This window comes from Rhodococcus huquni (assembly GCF_055231055.1).
In genome coordinates this window covers 273,994-292,985 of record NZ_JBUYWE010000005.1, presented here as the reverse complement: position 1 = coordinate 292,985, position 18,992 = coordinate 273,994, and the positions used below count along the sequence as shown (strand labels likewise).

Genomic DNA, 18,992 nt, shown 5'->3' with positions numbered 1-18,992 from the left:
CTCCGCCTAGCACAAGCAGAATTCGTTACCTTCCGGATCCGTCATCGTGATCCACAGGTACGGACCCTGGCCTCCTCTGTGAAGAAACGTCGCGCCCTTGGCGACGAGTTCCTCTGCCATGGCCTCGCGCCCGTCGCCGGCCCGTAGATCCAGGTGGAGACGGTTCTTCACCTGTTTGGACTCGGGCACCAACTGGAAGAGAACACGTGGGCGTTGCGGATGCTCGGGATCGCGGATGGCCGCACCGTTTCGCCAGACGAGCACGCCGTCGTAGGTAGTGGTGTCGGACTCCTGCGCGTGACCTGCGCTGATCAGTCCGCGGATGAAGTCCTCGTCACTGGGCTCCATCTCCCAACCGAGTACGTCAGCCCACCATTTTGCCTGGTCGTGGGGATGTTCCGAATCTACTGTGACCTGAAATTCCATCGACATGCATCCACGCTAGATCCACCCACCGACAGCCTTTTTCGAAGGTCACGCCGCCGCAGGACGGGATCTGTCCAGCAGGAGATGAACGGCCAATGCCCCCAGCGCCGTGCCCATCATCGCCTTCTGGATTCGGGCCCACCCCGGGCGAGCCGCGAGGAACGTGGCGATCGCGCCTGCGAGACAGACGATCAGCCCGTTGACGGCGAGAGCAACCGAAATCTGGACCGATCCGAGCACGAGACTCTGCGCCCAGACCGGACCGTCCTCGGGACGTATGAATTGCGGGATGAGAGCGAGGTACAGCACAGCGATCTTCGGATTCAGCAGATTGGTGGTCAGGCCCATGACGAAAAGCTTTCGTCGACCGTCCGGCGCGAGCGTGGTGGTCCGCGCGAAGACGTCGTTCCCCTTGGGCCGCAATGCTTGCCACGCCATCCACGCCAGGTAGAGAGCGCCGGCGATCTTCAGCGCCGTGTACGCCTGCGGAACGGCCACGAAGATGCTCGAGATGCCGAGAGTTGCGGCAATCAGATAACAGAGAAAGCCCACTGCCACACCGGCGAGAGACACCAATCCAGCAGCCCGCCCCTGGGTCACACTTCTCGACACCAGATAGACCATGTTGGGCCCCGGAGTGAGCACCAGACCCAACTCGATGGCGGCGACACCGAGGACGGCAGTAGCACTGATCATGGGCATCAGAGTGGCATCGCAGCGGCGCACTCGTCTCGGTCCAGTCCGGGATTTCTGGCCTGCGTACGGGCTTGCATTCGCCGACGACCAGTGAGAACGTCGGACGTGTACCGATATTGCTGACCTGAAAGGGTGAGATCAAAATATGCGTACGGCTGTCGCCGACCACTACCCCACACGTGACCGCAACGAGTGCACAGTGACCGATCGACACGACCCGGTCACCTGGTTCGAACCGAACCGAGATCAACCCACGAAGGGCCCACTGAGCCCGCGTGAAATCGCAGATTACAACTCCCGTGGCTTCCATTCGGCGGAAGCCCTCGTGCCTACCCGGGACGTCTTCGACCTCAAGGACGAAATGACACGACTGGCGGAGGACGAGACGCTGCGCGGCGACGGTCGCGTGGTCCGCGAGAACGGGGACGGCGAGAACGGGGACGGCGAAGTCCGCTCCGTCTTCGACGTTCACCTACTCAGTTCGGTCGTCGAAGAGGTCGTTCGACGCCCCGAGGTAGTCGGAATCGCCAGGCAGATATTGGGATCCGACGTCTACGTGCATCAATCCCGGCTCAACTTCAAGCCGGGTTTCAGCGGCGGGCCCTTCTACTGGCACTCGGACTTCGAGACGTGGCACGCGGAGGACGGGATGCCGACCCCCCGCGCAATGAGCATCTCGATCGCCTTGACCGAGAACTACGGCTACAACGGTGGGCTCATGATCATGCCCGGCTCGCACAAGGACTTCGTCTCGTGCGCGGGACGGACGCCGGACGATTACTACAAGGAATCGCTCGTCAGCACCGCACCGCCCACCGGTTCCCCGGACGAGCGGATGCTGGGGCGCCTGGCCAACGAGTACGGGATCGACGTCATGACCGGTCACGCCGGTTCGGCGACGATCTTCGACTCCAACTGCATGCACGGGTCGAACGGCAACATCACGCCGTTCGCTCGGTCGAACCTGTTCATCGTCTTCAACAGCATCGAGAACACGCCGGTGGAGCCTTTCTCCGCCAAGAACCCCCGGCCAAGCTATCTCGGCAGCAGGGACTTCACCACGGTCCGCTGACCTGCACCACCGTCAGGTTTTAGAACACCTGTTCGATGACTGGGGTATGCTCTTGGCATGCTCCAGTCATCGTTGTTCGACGACGCCGCGTTGGGCGCGCAGGTAGGCGCACTGTGCGGCTCGACACGTCGAATCTCGCTGAGTCATGGGGCGTGGGTCGACACGCTGCCCGGATGGCTCACCGGCTCCGAGCAGTTGTTCGACCGACTCGTCACCGGAACTCCTTGGCGGGCGGAACGTCGAAAGATGTACGACCGCGTCGTCGACGTTCCGAGGTTGGTGCGGTTCTATCGAGAAGGTGAGCCGTTGCCGGATTCGTTTCTGAACGACTGCCGCGACGCGCTGTCCAATCATTACGCAGTCGAATTGGGAGAACGGTTCGCCACGGCGGGGCTGTGCTTCTACCGAGACGGATCCGACAGCGTCGCGTGGCACGGTGACGACACCGGGCGAAGCCGCGCCGAAGACACGATGGTCGCCATCGTGTCGCTCGGCGCCGCGCGGCCGCTCATGCTCCGGCCACGCGGCGGCGGTAGTTCCGTCAAGTTCACTGTCGGACACGGCGATCTACTGGTCATGGGTGGATCCTGCCAACGAACGTGGGAGCACTGCATACCCAAGAGCAGTCGGCCGACAGGTCCGCGAATCAGCGTCCAATTCCGCACCAGAGGCGTTCGGTAGGCTCCGTCGAATTATCCGCGCCTCTTCGCCACTGCGGCCGCGAGCCGCTCCAACTGCGTAGCAGTGGTGTCCCAATCGAGGCAGGCATCGGTGATCGACTTGCCGTACTCGAGTTCGTTCGAACGCCCCAGCGTGAGGTCTTGGCGTCCCGCTTCGAGGAAGCTTTCGAGCATGACTCCCACAACGCCCTTCTCGCCGTTCTCGATTCGTTCGGCGAGGTCCGTCACCACGTCCACCTGCTTTTCGTGGTTCTTGGAGCTGTTTCCGTGGCTGGCGTCCACCACCATCCGCTCGGGCAGGTTCGCCTTACGCAGCCGCGCAGTCGTGTCCGCGACCGTCTCGGCGTCGTAGTTCGGTCCCTGCGTGCCGCCGCGCAGAATGACATGGCAGTCGGGGTTGCCGGCTGTCTTCACCAGTGCAGCATGGCCGTCGAGATCGGTTCCGGGGAACACGTGACTGGCCGCGGCAGCCCGCGATCCGTCGACGGCGACCTGTACATCACCCTCGGTCGAGTTCTTGATTCCCACCGGCATCGACAGCGCACTGCACAACTGGCGGTGTACCTGACTCGCCGCGGTGCGCGCCCCGATGGCGCCGTACGACACGAGGTCCGCAATGTACTGCGGCAGAATCGGATCGAGGAACTCACAGCCGACCGGAAGTCCGAGACCCGAGATGTCGAGTAGCAGTTTGCGTCCGATCCGCAGACCGCTGTCGATGTCGAAGGTCCCGTCGAGGTGAGGGTCGTTGAGCAGGCCCTTCCACCCCAACGTGGTGCGCGGCTTCTCGAAGTACACCCGCATGACGATGTGCAGGTCGTCGCGAAGTTCCTCCGCCTTCGAAGCGAGAAGGCGCGCGTAGTCCATGGCGGCTGCCGGATCGTGCACCGAGCACGGGCCGACCACGACCAGCAGACGGTCGTCTTCGCCGTTCAGGATGTCGACGGTGTTCGCGCGACCCGTTCGGACCGTTGCGGACGCGACGTCGTCCGGGCGCAGTTCTTCCCGCACGACGGATGGCGGCACGAGCGGACTGAGCGAGACAGTTCGCTGACTGTCGAGTGAGTTGTCGAGAGTGAGGGACATGGTGTCGGTTTCCTGTTCCGACCGACCCTCGAAGAATTCGAAGAGCTCCGACGAGCCGGTCTGCGATCCGGCTCGTGGGGTGGGAGGTCAGCGCGTGGTTACACCGACCGACCCACCCGGGGCCGGCCTGCTAAACCAGAAATATGCGCGCTGCATGCCGACCAGACTAACCACTTGTCCGGTTCGGCGCCAATGGGGCGGCTTCGCCGCCTGTGAGTGGCTAGCGAGTCCAGACACTCGCAGACCGCGCACGGGGCCGAAGGCCGTATGCTGGGGCCTGCAGCTGGTTCGCCCGGTGCGGTCGTGAGGAGCCCCGAAGACCACACTCGGCGTCGAAGCGCGTAGTCGCCCGCAAACGGTGACGCGCGTGAGAGGGAATCCGGTGAAATTCCGGAACTGTCCCGCAGCGGTGAGCAGGAACGACCGCCGTCACCACGCACTGGGCATCAGCCTGGGAAGCGACGGCCATTAGGTCCGATGTCGTCACATCGGCTGCCTGTGAGTCCGAAGACCTGCCGACTGTGTCGGGCACGCCGTGCCCGACGGTTCACTGCCTCGTGGATTGGGCGTGTAGACCTCCGCGCTTACTGCAAGAACCCAGGGCTCGAGAGGTGTACCCGCTTGCCGGTGGTGTCCCATACCGCTACGCAACTGGAGAATTTCGTGACACTTTCATTCACCGCGACCGTGCTGGGCTCCCCTCGCATCGGTCCGAACCGTGAACTCAAGAAGGCCGTCGAGGGCTACTGGGCGGGCAAGGTCGACGCAGCCGCCCTCGAGTCGGTGGCTGCCGACCTCCGCGCTCGTAACTGGACCGAGCTGCGCGACGCCGGCCTCGATTCGATACCGATCAACACGTTCTCGTACTACGACCACGTGCTCGATACCGCCGCCATGCTCGGCGCGCTGCCCGAGCGGGTTGCCGGTATCGAGACTGCGCTCGACCGGTATTTCGCCGCTGCACGCGGCAACGACACCGTCGCACCCCTCGAGATGACCAAGTGGTTCGACACCAACTACCACTACCTCGTTCCGGAAATTTCGCCGACCACCACGTTCTCGCTGGATCCGTCCAAGGTGCTCGCCGAGCTCGAAGAGGCACGTGCGCTGGATATTCCGGCTCGCCCGGTGATCGTCGGCCCCGTGACGTTCCTACTTCTCTCGAAGTCCGTCGGGGCCGATGCGCCGCTACTCGACCGCATCGACGAACTTCTGCCGCTGTACGCCGAACTGCTCGCGCTCCTCGCCGAGAACGGCGCTCAATGGGTGCAGATCGACGAACCTGCACTCGTCGCGGACCGCACGGCCGAGGAGATCGCAATCGCCAAGCGGGTATACGACTCGCTTTCGGGACTCGAACAACGCCCCGCAATCCTCGTGGCGTCCTACTTCGGTGGTCTCGGCGATGCTCTTCCCGCTCTCGCCGCCACCGGAATCGAAGGATTGGCAGTCGATCTCGTGACAGGCGCCGACTCACTGGGGTCCGTGCCGGAGCTGACTCGCAAGCACATCGTCGCCGGGGTGGTCGACGGGCGCAACGTCTGGCGTACGGACCTGGAGAAGGCACTTTCCACCGTCGGCACTCTTCTCGGGTCCACGGGCACGCTCGCGGTATCGACGTCGTGCTCCTTGCTCCACGTCCCGTACACGCTCGATGCCGAGACGGGAATCGACAAGGCGCTGCGCTCGTGGTTGGCGTTCGGCACTGAGAAGGTACGCGAGGTGGTTGCCCTCGGCACCGCGCTCACGAAGGGCCGGGAGAGCGTCGAGGACGAGTTCGCGCTGGCGCGGGCTGCCGCCTCGACACGAAACAGCGATCCGCGTCTGCACGACGCCGACCTGCGGAGCCGTCTGGCAGACATCGTCGAATCCGATGCGGGTCGCAGTCCGGCTGCCCAGCGACGTGAAGCTCAGGCCGCGTTGAACCTGCCCCTTCTCCCGACCACGACGATCGGGTCCTACCCGCAGACGACCAAGATCAGGGTGGCGCGCGCCGCCCTGCGCAAGGGCGAGATCGACCAGGCCGAGTACTTGTCGCGGATGCGCGCGGAGATCGCCGACGTCGTTGCATTGCAGGAGAAGCTGGACATCGACGTCCTGGTACACGGCGAGCCAGAGCGCAACGACATGGTTCAGTACTTCGCCGAGCAGTTGGACGGGTTCTTCGCAACGGCGAACGGCTGGGTCCAGTCGTACGGAAGCCGCTGTGTCCGTCCGCCGATCCTCTACGGCGATGTGCGCCGACCGAGCGCCATGACCACCTCGTGGATCACGTACGCGCAGAGCCTCACCGATCGTCCTGTCAAGGGAATGCTCACCGGGCCGGTGACCATTCTGGCGTGGTCCTTCGTGCGTGACGATCAACCGCTGGCGGACTCCGCCGATCAGGTCGCTCTCGCCATCCGCGAGGAAACGGTGGATCTTCAGGAAGCGGGCGTCAAGATCGTCCAGGTGGACGAACCCGCACTGCGCGAACTGCTCCCACTACGTGCGGCGCACCAACCCGCGTACCTGGACTGGTCGGTGGGATCGTTCCGCCTCGCAACGTCCGGCGTGGCCGACGAGACGCAGATCCACACGCACCTGTGCTACTCGGAGTTCGGCGAGGTCATCGACGCCATCGCCAAGCTGGACGCGGACGTGACATCGATCGAGGCCGCCCGTTCGCACATGGAGGTGCTCGACGATCTCAATGCCGTGGGCTTCGATCTCGGGGTCGGCCCCGGCGTGTACGACATCCACTCTCCGCGGGTGCCGAGCGTGGACGAGATCGCAGCGTCGCTGCGTGAAGCACTGAAGGCCGTTCCGGTGGAACGGCTGTGGGTCAACCCAGACTGCGGCCTGAAGACGCGAGGGTCTGCCGAAGTCGAGGCGTCACTGCGCAACCTGGTCGACGCGGCAAAGTTGGTCCGCGCCGAGCTGTAAGCGGCTCCGCCGCCTGTGAGTGGTCAGCGAGTCCCTGATTCGGAAACGAGCGGGACTCGCTGACCATTCACTGGGCCGAAGGCCCTATCCGACGGCGAGATCGAGCTCGTCGTCCGCCACACCGACGCTGACGCGCCCGCCCTCGACCAACACATCGTCGAGAATCAGATCGGCGATCCGGTCGTCGACGGCGCGCTGGATGGAGCGCCGCAGCGGACGGGCACCGAACTCGGGCTGATGCCCGTGTTCCGCTATCCAGTCGACCGCCTCGTTGCTGAACTCGATCTCGATACCCTTGGACTCGAGCCGCTTTCGGCTGTCCTCCAGCAGCAGATCGGTGATTCGATGAAGCTGCTGATCGTCCAGCTTGCGGAAGATCACGATCTCGTCGATACGGTTCAGGAACTCCGGACGCATCGCCTCACGCAGACGTGCCATCACCCGATCACGCAGCGGCTTCTCCGCCGCCTCCGCATTTCCGGTGACGAAGCCGAGGCCGCCCGCCTTGCTCGAGATGATGTCCGACCCGAGGTTGCTGGTCATGATCAGCACGGCGTTCTTGAAGTCCACCGTCCGACCCTGACCGTCGGTGAGACGTCCGTCGTCGAGAACCTGCAGCAGGGTGTTGAACACGTCCGGGTGCGCCTTCTCGATCTCGTCGAGAAGGATCACGGAGTACGGGTTGCGCCGCACCTGTTCGGTGAGCTGCCCGGCCTCGCCGTAGCCGACGTATCCGGGAGGGGCACCGACGAGACGGCTCACCGTGTGGCGCTCACCGAACTCGCTCATGTCGAGTCGGAGCATCTTGCTCTCGTCACCGAAGAGGCTTGCAGCCAATGCCTTTGCCAGCTCCGTCTTGCCGACACCGGTCGGTCCGAGGAACAAGAAGCTGCCCACCGGACGATCCGGATCACTCATGCCGGTCCGGCTACGACGCACTGCACGCGCGATGGCGCGCACCGCATCGTCCTGTCCGACCACCCGCTTGTGCAGCTCCTCTTCCAAACGGCGCAGACGTTCCTTCTCTGCCTGCGTCATCCGACTGGCGGGGATGCCGGTTGCTCGGGACACCACCTCGGCGATGTGTTCTGCCGTGACCTCGGGGGCGTCGACAGCTTCGTCCGGAGCGCCGTCGATCCGGGCGGAGACGGTATTGACCTCGTCCCGAAGACCCGAGGCACGCTCGTAGTCCTCGTCCGCGACTGCCTTCTCCTTCTCGGCCTCGAGTTCCACGACCCGCTTGCGCAGTTCCTCCTTGTCGACGCTCGGAGTACGCAGCGCCATGCGCGCACCCGCCTGGTCGATGAGGTCGATCGCCTTGTCGGGGAGAAAGCGGTCACCGATGTACCGCGCCGACAATTCGACTGCTGCGGTGATGGACTCGTCCGTGTACCGAATGCCGTGGTGTTCGGCGTAGCGGTCACGCAAGCCGTTCAGGATGGAGACGGCGTCTTCGATGCTCGGCTCGTCCACCGTGACCGGCTGGAACCGCCGCTCGAGGGCCGCATCCTTCTCTATGTGCTTGCGGTACTCGTCGAGAGTCGTCGCACCGACGACGTGCAATTCGCCGCGAGCCAGCTTGGGCTTCAGGATGTTTCCCGCATCCATCGCGCCCTCGGCCCCGCCGCCTGCGCCGGCAATGGTGTGAATCTCGTCGATGAACACGATGGTCTCGCCTGCATGCTCGGTGATCTCGTCGATCACGGAGTTGAGACGCTCCTCGAAGTCACCGCGGTACCGAGCACCCGCAACCATGCTGGACAAGTCGAGTTGGACGACTCGCTTGCCGATCAGCCGATCCGGAACATTTGCGTCCACGATGCGCTGAGCAAGGCCCTCTACGACGGCGGTCTTGCCGACGCCCGCCTCACCGACCAGAACAGGGTTGTTCTTGGTGCGCCGGGACAGGATCTCGATGGTCTGCTCGATCTCGTCGCCGCGGCCGATCACCGGGTCCACGCCGCCTTCGCGGGCGCGCTCGGTGAGATCGAATCCGTACTTGTCGAGATTCGGTGTGCTCGACTCCGGCGCGTCGTCCACCGATCCACCTTGCACAGCCGTCTGCAAGCGCTCGGCCGTGATTCCCAGCGAGGCGAGAAGGCGGCCGGCGGCATGATCACCGTCGGCGGCCAAGGCCAGGAACAGGTGTTCGGGGTCGATGTACGTGGACCCCAGCGCCCGAGCGAGCTGATGCGCTTCGAGCAGAGCGGTCTTGAGCGCGCTGCTCAGTGTGGGTGCTGCGAACCCGCCCAGCGTGGACGCTGCCGACCCGGACGAATCGCGCCCCTGCGGGAGACGAAGCTCGACTGCGTCGGCAACGGCCGACGTGTCGGCACCCGCACGCTCCATGAGCGACTGGACGGGCTCCTGTTCCGCCATCACGCGCAATACGTGCAGAGCATCGAGGTCGGAGTCGCCGCGGCCGGCCGCAAAACGTGCTGCTGCCCCCATGACTTCCTGGGTTGCTCGGCTCATGAGCCGACTGATGTCGATACGACCGGGACCCTCGGGCCCGAAGAATGCTGGCATTCCGACGCCTCCTCCTGAAGGTTGAGCGTTACTGACTCAACTAACGTGCCAGGGTAGCGATCAATTCCCGGGAGGCGAGAAATCTGCTCGATACGGCCGAATACGGTCGTACTTCACTCAGCGAAAGGTGGCGCTCAGGTATTCCGACAGTGCGGCCGAATCGGGTTCATCGCCGCGAAAGCCCAGGTAGCCGTCCGGTCGCACCACGTACATCGACGCTTCGGTGACCCCGTAACCGGCAGCGAACTCACCTGCTGTGTCTCGTATCACAGGGAGGATCGTGCTCGCCGTACCCACCTCGGGCGCCACGACCAAGCACGCGGAAAGACGCCCGTGCGCGAGGTCCCGAGCAGTCGCGGCGACCTTCTCGAGGCGCTCGATCGCCTGCCCGTCGAGCGCACCTGCATACAGGAGGAGCGTATGACCGACCCGGTCCAGCAACGAGAACAACCGCAACGGAAACGCGACGCCCTCCCGTGTGAGACCACGGACGTCCGGAGCGCGTGATCCAGGGCCGACCGAATGCGCTTCTCCCCCCACGATCGGGCTCTGCGAGTAGTCGATGAGCAGTTGCGCCTCACGCAGCATTATCTGGCGAGGGTCGGACTCCCCCGCGCCTATGCCCTCGCGCGCACTACGAACAGTTCGGCCGACCACCTCTTCACCCACCGGACGACGCTCGGCGTCATAAGTGCCGAGGAGTGAACGCGATCCGTCACCGGCGAGGGTCAACGCGATCTTCCACGCGAGATTGTGCGCGTCCTGGATACCCGTGTTCATGCCTTGCGCACCCGTCGGAGGGTGAATGTGCGCCGCGTCGCCCGCCACGAACACTCGGCCCAGACCATAGGAATCGACGATCCGGTGGCTGATCTTGAACACGGAGGACCAGCGAAGGTTCGACGCCGTCGTCGGTTCGGGTGACAACCGATCGAGCGCCGCTTGAATGTGGTGCAGTTCCGGCGCACGCCCGCCCTCGAATCCGTGTTCCACCCCGTCGGCGGAATCAGAACCTTGGGTGGCGAGATCGTCGGGAACCAGCATCGACATTCGATATCTGCCCCGGCCGGGTAACGGGATACACACCAGGAGATCGTCCGTCTCCCCGTCGCTGACGTGCATCGACCGAATGCCGTAGCCGCGCGGCTGGTTCCAGTCGACCACCACGTCACCGAGCATGTACTGCTCGGCGAACGCCGCACCCTCGAACGTGAGTCCCAGCCCCTTGCGAACGACACTGTGCGCGCCGTCGCAGCCCAGGAGGTACTGCGTACGAGTGGATTCCGTACCCTCGGGCCCGTCGAGAGTGACGGCGACGGCGTCGTCTTCCTCGGTGAACGACGTCAGCCGCACTCCCCGTTCGACGTGTGTTCCGAGTGCGGCCAGATGTTCGGTGAGTATCCGCTCGGTCTCGTACTGGGGCAGTCCGACGAATCCGAACGGAATCTCCGCGGGCAATTCGAGCTCGAAACGGGCCACCTCGGATCCGTTCACGTAGACGATCTGGCCGCGGATCGGCACGACCGCATCGAGGATCCGCCCGAGAACACCCATGCCTTCGAACACTTCGAGCGTTCGCGGCTGGATTCCCACAGCTTTCGCGTACTGCGGCGGCTCGTCGAGAGCGTCCACGATCCGGCAGGAGACACCGTGCCTGCGCAATTCGATCGCGGCGGTGAGACCCACCGGACCGGATCCGACAACCAACACCTCGGGACTGGGCACTGCGCACCACCTGGCAGCTCGGGACCGTTCATCCCAGTATGCGCGCGCAGTGCCTCCCCACGGCTGCGATTGGTCAGAAGGGAATCTGCCCCACCAGGACGCCGGTGACCAGCATCGACAGCGACACCAGAGCCGCGCGCCACAGCACCTTCCGGTGATGGTCCGCGAGCGAGACACCGGCGAGAGTGACCAGAAGCAGGATTGCCGGAACCAACGGGCTCTGCATGTGGAACGTCTGCCCCGTGATCGAGGCGCGGGCCATCTCCGCCGGCCCGATGCCGTACGTCGAGGCCGTCTCCGCGAGCACCGGCATGATCCCGAAGTAGAAGGCGTCGTTGCTCATGAAGAAGGTGAACGGCAGGCTCAGGACGCCGACGATCACCGCGAGATGCGGGCCCATCGAGGGCGGGATGACTTCGAGCAGCCACTGCGCCATCGCCTCGACCATGCCGGTGCCCTGGAAGACGCCGGTGAGAACCGCGGCGGCGAACACCATTGCGACCACCGAGACGATGCTCGAAGAATGCCGAGTGATGGCTTCCTGCTGCTCCTGAACCCTCGGGAAGTTGGCGACGAGCGCAATCGACGCGGCAACCATGAACAGGACCGGGATGGGCAGCACGTCCATGACGAGCACGATCAGCAGCACGGCGGTGAGTGCGCCGTTGAACCACAGGAGTTTCGGACGCAACGTCGAGCGGTCGGGATCCAGACCGTTCACGAAATCGCTGTCGCCGCCGCTCGCGGGCTTGGGCGGCTCACCCGTACCGCCGCCACCGGAGGAACCACCGACACGACTTCCGCCGCCGCCCGCCCTTGCCAGCAGCGGCTGCGAGCTCAGAACCAACTTCCCCACCCGACGACGCTCGACGATGCCGAGGTGCACGGAGAAGAGCATCACGACAACGAGACCGACGACAAGGGACGGCACCATCGGGACGAACACGTCCGAGGGCGAAATATCCAGCGCCGCAGCAGCACGCACGGTGGGTCCACCCCAGGGGATGATGTTCATGGCCCCGTTCGATAGCCCTGCCACCACGGTGAGCACGACCGGGCTCACACCCAGCTTCAGGTAGAGAGGCAGCAGCGCGGAGGTGACGATGATGAAGGTGGTGGATCCGTCACCGTCCAGCGACACCACCATCGCCAGCACCGCGGTGCCCACGACCAGTCGCATCGGGTCGTCGCGCACGATTCGCAGAATCAACTTCACGAGCGGGTCGAACAGCCCGACATCGATCATGATCCCGAAGAAGATGATCGCGAAGAACAACAGAGCCGCTGTCGGCGCGAGCGCCTTCATGCCATCGGTGATCATGTCGCCGATTCCGAGGCCCGCGCCGGCAGCGATGCCGAAAGCAACCGGGACGGCGATCAAGCCGACGACGGGCGTGGCCCGCTTCGCCATGATCAGATACATGAACACGGCGACCATCAGAAAGCCGAGCACCACCAACATTTACAACTCCTCGTCCGACCGGTCGTGAACCACGAATGTGACCGCGGTTACACACAGCGTCAGCGAGGCACCGCTGCGAAGTCACTCTTACGGACGTAGTGGAGGTTGTGTTCTTTGTGTCAGGCGGTCGGCCTAGGTGCTCAGATGCTCCCGCAGGGTGGCCGTCTCGTAGGAACGGCGGAACAATCCGCGCTGCTGGAGCACCGGTATCACCTGGTCGACGAAATCGTCGAGTCCATGTGGATACAGCGGTGGCATCAGGTTGAATCCGTCGGCGCCGCCGCTGCGGAACCACTCCTCGATGTCGTCGGCGATAGACTCGGGTGTGCCGATCATCGTGGCGTGCCCGCCGCCGGCAGCGAGGGTGCCGAGCAGTTCCCGAACCGTCGGCGAGTCCTTCTCGATGATCCGCAGGATGGTGTCGTATCGACCGTGCGGGCCGGTGAATTCCGACAGCGGCGGCAAGGTCGGCACGGGTGCATCGAGCTCCCACTCGGAACAGTCCTGCTGAACGAATGTCGAAAGCTGCCGCAGAGACTGCTCCACCGGCAGCAGGGCATCCAGTTCCGCCTTCTTGCGGCGCGCCTCTTCCATCGTGGATCCGACGTAGGTCACGAGTCCCGGCATGATCGTCACGGCCTCGGCGTCGCGCCCCTCCCGCCGAACGCGGGCCTTCACATCGGAGTAGTACGCACGGGCCGACGCCATGTCGTATGCCACCGCGTAGATGCCCTCGGCGCGCTTGGCAGCCAGCGCCCGGCCCTGCTCAGAAGAGCCGGCCTGGAACAGCACAGGTGACCCCTGCGGTGAGGGCGGGACGTTGAGCGGCCCGTCGACCAGAAAGTTCTTCCCCCGATGGTCGACGCGATGAACCTTGTCCGGATCGGCGAAGAGTCCACCACGATCCAACACCACGGCGTCGGAATCCCACGAATCCCACAGCGCCAGAGCAACATCGACGAACTCTTCGGCCCGCTCGTAGCGCTCGTCGTGGGCCGGCATCGTCTCGAGTCCATGATTGCGCGCCTCGGCGTCGAACATAGACGTCACGACGTTCCACCCCACCCGGCCCCCACTGATGTGGTCGAGGGAGGCCAACATACGGGCTGCGTGAAACGGCGTGTAGAACGTGCTGGACACCGTGGTCACCAGGCCGACCCTGTCGGTCGCACGCGCCATCGCCGACAGCGCCGTGATCGGTTCGAGGAACCACATTCCCCCACCTGCCGGATCGCGAACGGAGTGTCCGTCGGCGAAGAACACCGCGTCCAGGCAACCACGTTCGGCGGTGCGCGCCAGCTCCTCGTAGTAGGCGATGTCCGTCAGGCGTTCCACCTCCGATTCCGGGTGCCGCCACGCTGCGCCGTGATGGCCGCATCCGAACAGAAACGCATTGAAGTGCAGTTGCCTCGGCATGTCAGTCCTTCACCAAGCCGCCGTCGACGACGAGGTTCTGGCCCGTGACCGATCGCGCCCACGGCGAGGCGAAGAACAGCACCGCGTCCGCGAACTCTTCCGGCGTCGTCACCCGCTGCAACGGTGTGCCGGCGGCGATGAGGTCGAAGACCTCCTCCGGTGTCGCCGCACTCGCGTCGGTCGTGCGCAGCAATCCACCCGAGACCATGTTGACCGTGATGTTGTCCGGTCCCAGGTCAGCTGCCAGCGTGCGGGTGAGCGACAACGCAGCCGCCTTTCCTGCGGTGTAGTCGTGGTACGGCACCACCGGATTCTGGAAGAGATTGGTGCCCACGTTCACGATGCGGCCGAACCCGGCGGCGCGCATCCCCGCGAGCGCCGCCTGTGTGGTGTTCAGGGTGGACTTCACGCTTCCCCGTAGTTGCGTGTCGAACGCTTCCCACCCGATGGTGTCCGCCTTCGCCCGCGCGTCCCCGTCGAACGAGAAGTCGACCAGCGCATTGTTGACCACGGTCGTGACCGGACCGCCGAAATGCTGCTCGGCCGAACGGAACATCTCGGCCACCTGCTCGGGCTCCGTGACATCTGCCCGAATCGACACGGCACGATCTCCCAGTTCCGTAGCCAAGGCCTCGGCCGCATCCTGGCTGCGGCGGTAGTTGACCACCACCTTGGCGCCTTCGCGCGCGAAAGCGCGGGCCACGGCCGAACCCAGCCCTCGTCCGGCACCGGTCACCACGACTGTCTGTGCATCGATCTGCATCTCTGCCCTTCTGTTCGGTCAGCGAAACGAGACCGCAGAAGTGACACGCGTACGACGACGCACCACCGCGACATCCCTTCGCTGGTATCAACCAGATCAGGTTCGACGGGTGTGCTCTCAGCCGCCCGAACGGACGGCACCCCGTGTCACTTCCAGACAGTATGCACCACAGGGGCTACGCAACCAGGGGCTTGACCGTACGGCCGGCCAATTCGACGATTCCCGGCTCGTGTCCGTTGACGACGAGGTTCAGGACGATGCCGTCGATTCCCTTGTCCAGCACTCGCGACTGCAACTGTTCGGCCACTTCGTCGGGCGCACCGCAGAACTGGCGTTCGGTTGCGGCGGTTCGCTCCTCCTCGGAGACGGCTGACAAATCGACGCCCTGACGAAGGAGGTAGTCGTGCTGCAGTTGCCGTGCCCGATCACCGTCCTCGTCGATGATGACGAAGGCCAGGTAGCTGGTCTCGAGGGTGGATCGATCGCGGTTCGCCTCGGAACACCGAGCGTCGAGTGCATCCAGCTTTCGGGTCAGCTCACTGGAGTTGCAGATGATGTTGAGGTGATCGGCGAAGCGTGCGGCGAGGGCGAACGTCTTCTTCTCACCGCCACCACCGAGCATGATCGGCAGATCGTCGCGAATACGGGGTTCGTTGATTGCGTTCTCGACGTGATACCACTTGCCGTCGAACGTCGGCCGCTCCCCGTGCAGCATCGGCGCAATGATCTGCAGCGCCTCGTCGAGCCGTTCGAAACGGTCGGTGAAAGTGCCGAATTCGTATCCGAACTGCTGATGTTCGAGCTCGTACCACCCGGCGCCGATACCGAGAATCGCTCGGCCGCCGCTTGCGACGTCCAGCGTGGACACCGTCTTGGCCAGCATCGGAGGATTGCGGTACGTGTTTCCGGTGACCAGCGCGGACAGCTGGATCTTCTCGGTCGCCGTAGCGAGTGCACCGAGGGCCGTGTAGGCCTCGAGCATCGGCTCTTCCGGAGCACCGAGGCCGGGGAGCTGATAGAAGTGGTCCATCACGAAAGCCGTGTCGAAACCGGCGGATTCGGCTTCACGCGCCTGCGCGATCACCGTCGGAAAAAGGTCCGCGACAGAGTTGGAGTAACTGAAGTTCGGCATTTGGTATCCAAGGCGAATAGTCACTTCCTCGACGGTACTCCGCAGATCACAGCCACGCCGCGCGAACTTTTCATTGTGCACAATTGAATTGTGCGCTACCTTGATACTCGTGAGCAACGACCTCGAACTCGACCGGCAGGTGTGCTTCGCTCTCTACTCGGCGTCGCGGGCCACCACGGCCACCTACCGGACGATGCTCGATCGCCTCGGGCTCACCTATCCGCAGTACCTCGTCCTACTCGTTCTCTGGGAGCAGGACGGCATCGGGGTCCGGGAAATCGGCGACCGTCTTGCCCTCGACAGCGGCACCCTGTCGCCGCTGCTCAAGAGACTCGAATCTCTCGAGCTGATCGAACGCAGACGTCGCGTCGACGACGAACGTCGTGTCCACATCCATCTCACGAAAGCCGGGTCGGAACTTCGTGAGCACGCCACGGACATTCCGGCCGCAATTGCCGACGCCACCGGGCTGACCACGATCGAATTGTCTGCTCTGCGTGACGTATTGAATCGCCTCACCACATCGCTGCGCGCCCCGCACTGATGTACCACCCACTGATCGCCACCGCCCCAACGGAAAGAGACAACCACCATGCACGTTCTCTACACCGCCGAAGCCCTCTCGACCGGAGAAGGCCGTAACGGCCACACCCGCACCAGCGACGGCAGGATCGACCTCGATCTTGCGATGCCCACCGAGATGGGCGGTAGCGGCGAGGGTGCCAACCCCGAGCAATTATTTGCCGCCGGCTACGCCGCGTGCTTCCATTCCGCCCTGCAGGCGGTCGCTCGCCAGGACAAGACGGACGTCAGCGATTCTTCGGTGGGTGCCCGCGTCGGTATCGGTTCCATCAGCGGTGGCGGCTTCGGACTGACCGTCACCCTCGAGGTGTCACTTCCGCATCTGTCCCACGACGAGGCCGTCGCACTCACGGAGAAGGCTCACCAGGTGTGCCCGTACTCCAACGCGACGCGGGGCAACATCGACGTCGACCTCGAAGTCACCGACGACTGAGCCACTTTCTCGCTCAAGCGAACTGGTAGGTAACTCCGGTGAGCTCCTCCGACAGGTCCCACAGGGTCGAAGCCATCGACTCGTCTCGGGACTTGGCGTTGGAGCTCACCTGCTTGGGGTAGCCCCGCTGCTCGAAGAGACCGTCCGGCCCGTAGTAGGCGCCGCCGACCGCCTTCGGGTGCGTCGCGGCGTACAGCATCGGCAACGCGCCCATTTCGGCCGACTGCGCGAGAAGTCCACCACCGAGCTTCATGAGCTGATCCTGAATCGACTCGGTGCGCCCTTGCAGGTTCGTGGATGCGTAACCGGGGTGCGCCGCCACTGCCCGAAGACTCGATCGAGCAGCCGCCAATCGCCGCTGCAACTCGTAGGTGAACAAGAGATTGGCGAGTTTCGACTGCCCGTAGGCCGGCCACCGGTGGTACTTGCGGTGTTCGTAGTTCGGATCCTTCGGATCGATCGCCCCCATTTGATGGAGCGCACTCGACATCGTCGCCACCCGATCGGTGACCTTGCCCAGCAGCAGCCCGGTCAGGGCGAAGTGTCCGAGGTGGTTGGTACCGAACTGCATCTCGAATCCGTCGACGGTACGGCGAAACGGAAGCGCCATGACGCCGGCATTGTTGACGAGCACATCCACCGAATCGATGCCTGCGGCGAACTCCCGCACCGAAGCCAGATTCGCGAGATCCAGTTCACGGACCTCTGCGTTCGGTCCGATCGCAGATGCCACCACCCGACCTTTGTCCACATTGCGGCAGGCGAGCACGACGTGTGCTCCGGAAGCTCCCAAGGCGCGTGCCTCGACCTCGCCGAGGCCGCTGTTGGCCCCCGTCACGACGAAGGTTCGCCCCTGCTGGTCCTCGATGTCCCGTGCAGTCCACTTGGTCATGCCGAAAGCCTACGGACGTCGGCACCTATGTGGGAAGGATCAGGCGCCGATCGAGCCCTTCATCATCGGGAGCATCGCCCACAGCTGGTCCTGCCAGTAGGCCCACTTGTGGGTACCGACTGCCGGGAAGTCGAAGTGAGCAGGGATGCCGAGGGTCGCCAACCGCACTTCGAATGCGCGATTCTGTGCGAGCGCCAGCGCTTCGAGTCCCATGCCGGTACCGGTGTTGAACACGTCGATCGCGCTCTGTGGGTTGTCGTGCGGACCGGGAAGACCGCTTCCGGCCGAGATCCACATCGGTAGCCCGCGCAGATTGGGTGCCAACACGAAGGGATCGTGACGCAGCCACGCCGGATCCCAGGGCGGTCCCCACATGGCGTCGGAGTTGAAGCGGCCGGCATCGAGCATCGCCACCCGGATCGCCTCACGCATTCCCGGGGCGGACAGGTTCAGGTAGCCGGACATCGCTCCTGCGAACGCGAACTGGTCACGGTGATATGCGGCGAGGGTCAGCGCGGCATTGCCGCCCATCGACAGACCCACCACGGCGTTCTGGTTCCGACTGATCCCGTAGACGTTCGCCAGGAAGTCGGGGAGGTTCTGAGTGAGGAACGACTCCCACTTGTACGTGTAGGGCTGATTGGTGAAGTTGTTGGGCGCATACCAATCGGCGTAGAAGCTGGACTGGCCACCGACGGGCTCCACGACGTTGACGCCGTGATCCGACAGCCATGCGGCGTTGGTCTCGTGCTCCCAGCCGCTGACGTCGTCGGTCGCACGCAGGCCGTCGAGCAGGTAGACGGCCTTGTTGCTGCCGTTGTTGGCGAGCCAGATCCGCACCTTGATCTGTCCGACGCCACCAGGCGCGGCAACCCAGTGCTCACGAAGGCGGTCGTAGGGGTGAGCCGATGCGGTGCCACCACCCACGAGAACGAACGCCAGCGGTAGCACCACGACGGCGATCATCACGTGCGCGATTATTCGTAGGCGGCGTCGCACCGACATACCTAGGACCTTGCCCATTTCTGCCTCCGCTTCCACCCCGACGAACATCGTTACTGCTGCACAGTATTACTTGGATGCAACAAACTCCTGTCCAGTCCGCCGAATCGTTATGCAACTCCAGTTCGGTCGATATTCCAGCTGACCACGAATTCGTCCCCGTCGACGGGC

General features: G+C 64.2%; 16 protein-coding genes and 2 riboswitches. Of the genes, 5 read left to right on the top strand and 11 right to left on the bottom strand.

What is annotated here, in order from left to right; translation table 11 throughout:
- Window positions 1-6: 6 nt before the first annotated feature.
- Window positions 7-432, bottom strand: coding sequence for a VOC family protein (locus ACZI8R_RS12560; RefSeq protein WP_463379947.1), 426 nt, complete (start codon window positions 430-432; stop codon window positions 7-9).
- Between the two features lie 42 nt (window positions 433-474).
- Window positions 475-1,122 (bottom strand): LysE family translocator, encoded by a 648-nt coding sequence (locus ACZI8R_RS12555; protein ID WP_463379946.1) that lies wholly within the window; start codon window positions 1,120-1,122, stop codon window positions 475-477.
- A 145-nt stretch (window positions 1,123-1,267) separates the two neighbouring features.
- Between ACZI8R_RS12555 and thpD the strand changes: the two genes are divergently transcribed.
- Together thpD and ACZI8R_RS12545 are read left to right on the top strand one after the other, a co-directional pair.
- Complete coding sequence (gene thpD, locus ACZI8R_RS12550) at window positions 1,268-2,194, top strand: ectoine hydroxylase (protein WP_463379945.1); 927 nt, start codon at window positions 1,268-1,270, stop codon at window positions 2,192-2,194.
- A 57-nt stretch (window positions 2,195-2,251) separates the two neighbouring features.
- On the top strand, window positions 2,252-2,875 hold the full coding sequence (locus ACZI8R_RS12545) for an alpha-ketoglutarate-dependent dioxygenase AlkB (RefSeq protein WP_463379944.1): 624 nt from the start codon (window positions 2,252-2,254) through the stop codon (window positions 2,873-2,875).
- Between the two features lie 11 nt (window positions 2,876-2,886).
- Here ACZI8R_RS12545 and ACZI8R_RS12540 read toward each other — a convergent pair whose 3' ends face one another.
- Window positions 2,887-3,960 (bottom strand): 3-deoxy-7-phosphoheptulonate synthase, encoded by a 1,074-nt coding sequence (locus ACZI8R_RS12540; protein ID WP_463379943.1) that lies wholly within the window; start codon window positions 3,958-3,960, stop codon window positions 2,887-2,889.
- Window positions 3,961-4,299: 339 nt separating this feature from the next.
- A riboswitch (cobalamin riboswitch) is annotated at window positions 4,300-4,494 on the top strand.
- Between the two features lie 129 nt (window positions 4,495-4,623).
- On the opposite strand from ACZI8R_RS12540, the gene metE reads away from it, so the two are divergent.
- The gene (metE, locus tag ACZI8R_RS12535) at window positions 4,624-6,885 is read left to right on the top strand and encodes a 5-methyltetrahydropteroyltriglutamate--homocysteine S-methyltransferase (protein WP_463379942.1); all 2,262 of its coding nucleotides are present in this window, start codon (window positions 4,624-4,626) and stop codon (window positions 6,883-6,885) included.
- An 84-nt stretch (window positions 6,886-6,969) separates the two neighbouring features.
- Here metE and ACZI8R_RS12530 read toward each other — a convergent pair whose 3' ends face one another.
- From ACZI8R_RS12530 to ACZI8R_RS12505, 6 genes are all read right to left on the bottom strand, one after another.
- Complete coding sequence (locus ACZI8R_RS12530) at window positions 6,970-9,414, bottom strand: ATP-dependent Clp protease ATP-binding subunit (protein WP_463379941.1); 2,445 nt, start codon at window positions 9,412-9,414, stop codon at window positions 6,970-6,972.
- Between the two features lie 117 nt (window positions 9,415-9,531).
- The gene (locus ACZI8R_RS12525; protein WP_463379940.1) at window positions 9,532-11,139 is read right to left on the bottom strand and encodes an FAD-dependent monooxygenase; all 1,608 of its coding nucleotides are present in this window, start codon (window positions 11,137-11,139) and stop codon (window positions 9,532-9,534) included.
- Window positions 11,140-11,212: 73 nt separating this feature from the next.
- Window positions 11,213-12,601: a CitMHS family transporter gene (locus tag ACZI8R_RS12520; RefSeq protein WP_463379939.1), complete on the bottom strand. Its 1,389-nt coding sequence runs from the start codon at window positions 12,599-12,601 to the stop codon at window positions 11,213-11,215.
- A 132-nt stretch (window positions 12,602-12,733) separates the two neighbouring features.
- Window positions 12,734-14,017, bottom strand: coding sequence for an LLM class flavin-dependent oxidoreductase (locus tag ACZI8R_RS12515; protein WP_463379938.1), 1,284 nt, complete (start codon window positions 14,015-14,017; stop codon window positions 12,734-12,736).
- Between the two features lies 1 nt (window position 14,018).
- Complete coding sequence (locus tag ACZI8R_RS12510) at window positions 14,019-14,780, bottom strand: 3-oxoacyl-ACP reductase (protein WP_463379937.1); 762 nt, start codon at window positions 14,778-14,780, stop codon at window positions 14,019-14,021.
- A 56-nt stretch (window positions 14,781-14,836) separates the two neighbouring features.
- A riboswitch (TPP riboswitch) is annotated at window positions 14,837-14,934 on the bottom strand.
- 21 nt (window positions 14,935-14,955) lie between these two features.
- Window positions 14,956-15,936: an LLM class F420-dependent oxidoreductase gene (locus ACZI8R_RS12505; RefSeq protein WP_463379936.1), complete on the bottom strand. Its 981-nt coding sequence runs from the start codon at window positions 15,934-15,936 to the stop codon at window positions 14,956-14,958.
- An 85-nt stretch (window positions 15,937-16,021) separates the two neighbouring features.
- Here ACZI8R_RS12505 and ACZI8R_RS12500 point away from each other — a divergent pair, with 85 nt between their 5' ends.
- Both ACZI8R_RS12500 and ACZI8R_RS12495 read left to right on the top strand, forming a co-directional pair.
- Window positions 16,022-16,456, top strand: a complete 435-nt coding sequence (locus ACZI8R_RS12500) for a MarR family winged helix-turn-helix transcriptional regulator (protein WP_463379935.1) — start codon at window positions 16,022-16,024, stop codon at window positions 16,454-16,456.
- 48 nt (window positions 16,457-16,504) lie between these two features.
- Window positions 16,505-16,927, top strand: a complete 423-nt coding sequence (locus ACZI8R_RS12495) for an organic hydroperoxide resistance protein (protein WP_463379934.1) — start codon at window positions 16,505-16,507, stop codon at window positions 16,925-16,927.
- Window positions 16,928-16,940: 13 nt separating this feature from the next.
- Here the strand turns inward: ACZI8R_RS12495 and ACZI8R_RS12490 are convergent, their stop codons facing one another.
- Together ACZI8R_RS12490 and ACZI8R_RS12485 are read right to left on the bottom strand one after the other, a co-directional pair.
- Complete coding sequence (locus ACZI8R_RS12490) at window positions 16,941-17,819, bottom strand: oxidoreductase (RefSeq protein ID WP_463379933.1); 879 nt, start codon at window positions 17,817-17,819, stop codon at window positions 16,941-16,943.
- Window positions 17,820-17,858: 39 nt separating this feature from the next.
- Window positions 17,859-18,824, bottom strand: coding sequence for an alpha/beta hydrolase (locus tag ACZI8R_RS12485; RefSeq protein ID WP_463379975.1), 966 nt, complete (start codon window positions 18,822-18,824; stop codon window positions 17,859-17,861).
- Window positions 18,825-18,992: the final 168 nt, after the last annotated feature.

Excerpts from the sequence above, each read along its gene's own strand:
- ACZI8R_RS12555 (WP_463379946.1), bottom strand. The coding sequence starts at position 1,122 with ATGATCAGTGCTACTGCCGTCCTCGGTGTCGCCGCCATCGAGTTGGGT.
- ACZI8R_RS12560 (WP_463379947.1), bottom strand. The coding sequence starts at position 432 with ATGTCGATGGAATTTCAGGTCACAGTAGATTCGGAACATCCCCACGAC.
- ACZI8R_RS12495 (WP_463379934.1), top strand. The coding sequence starts at position 16,505 with ATGCACGTTCTCTACACCGCCGAAGCCCTCTCGACCGGAGAAGGCCGT.
- ACZI8R_RS12530 (WP_463379941.1), bottom strand. The coding sequence starts at position 9,414 with ATGCCAGCATTCTTCGGGCCCGAGGGTCCCGGTCGTATCGACATCAGT.
- ACZI8R_RS12515 (WP_463379938.1), bottom strand. The coding sequence starts at position 14,017 with ATGCCGAGGCAACTGCACTTCAATGCGTTTCTGTTCGGATGCGGCCAT.
- thpD (WP_463379945.1), top strand. The coding sequence starts at position 1,268 with ATGCGTACGGCTGTCGCCGACCACTACCCCACACGTGACCGCAACGAG.
- ACZI8R_RS12510 (WP_463379937.1), bottom strand. The coding sequence starts at position 14,780 with ATGCAGATCGATGCACAGACAGTCGTGGTGACCGGTGCCGGACGAGGG.
- ACZI8R_RS12545 (WP_463379944.1), top strand. The coding sequence starts at position 2,252 with ATGCTCCAGTCATCGTTGTTCGACGACGCCGCGTTGGGCGCGCAGGTA.
- ACZI8R_RS12485 (WP_463379975.1), bottom strand. The coding sequence starts at position 18,824 with ATGTCGGTGCGACGCCGCCTACGAATAATCGCGCACGTGATGATCGCC.
- ACZI8R_RS12540 (WP_463379943.1), bottom strand. The coding sequence starts at position 3,960 with ATGTCCCTCACTCTCGACAACTCACTCGACAGTCAGCGAACTGTCTCG.
- ACZI8R_RS12520 (WP_463379939.1), bottom strand. The coding sequence starts at position 12,601 with ATGTTGGTGGTGCTCGGCTTTCTGATGGTCGCCGTGTTCATGTATCTG.
- ACZI8R_RS12490 (WP_463379933.1), bottom strand. The coding sequence starts at position 17,819 with ATGACCAAGTGGACTGCACGGGACATCGAGGACCAGCAGGGGCGAACC.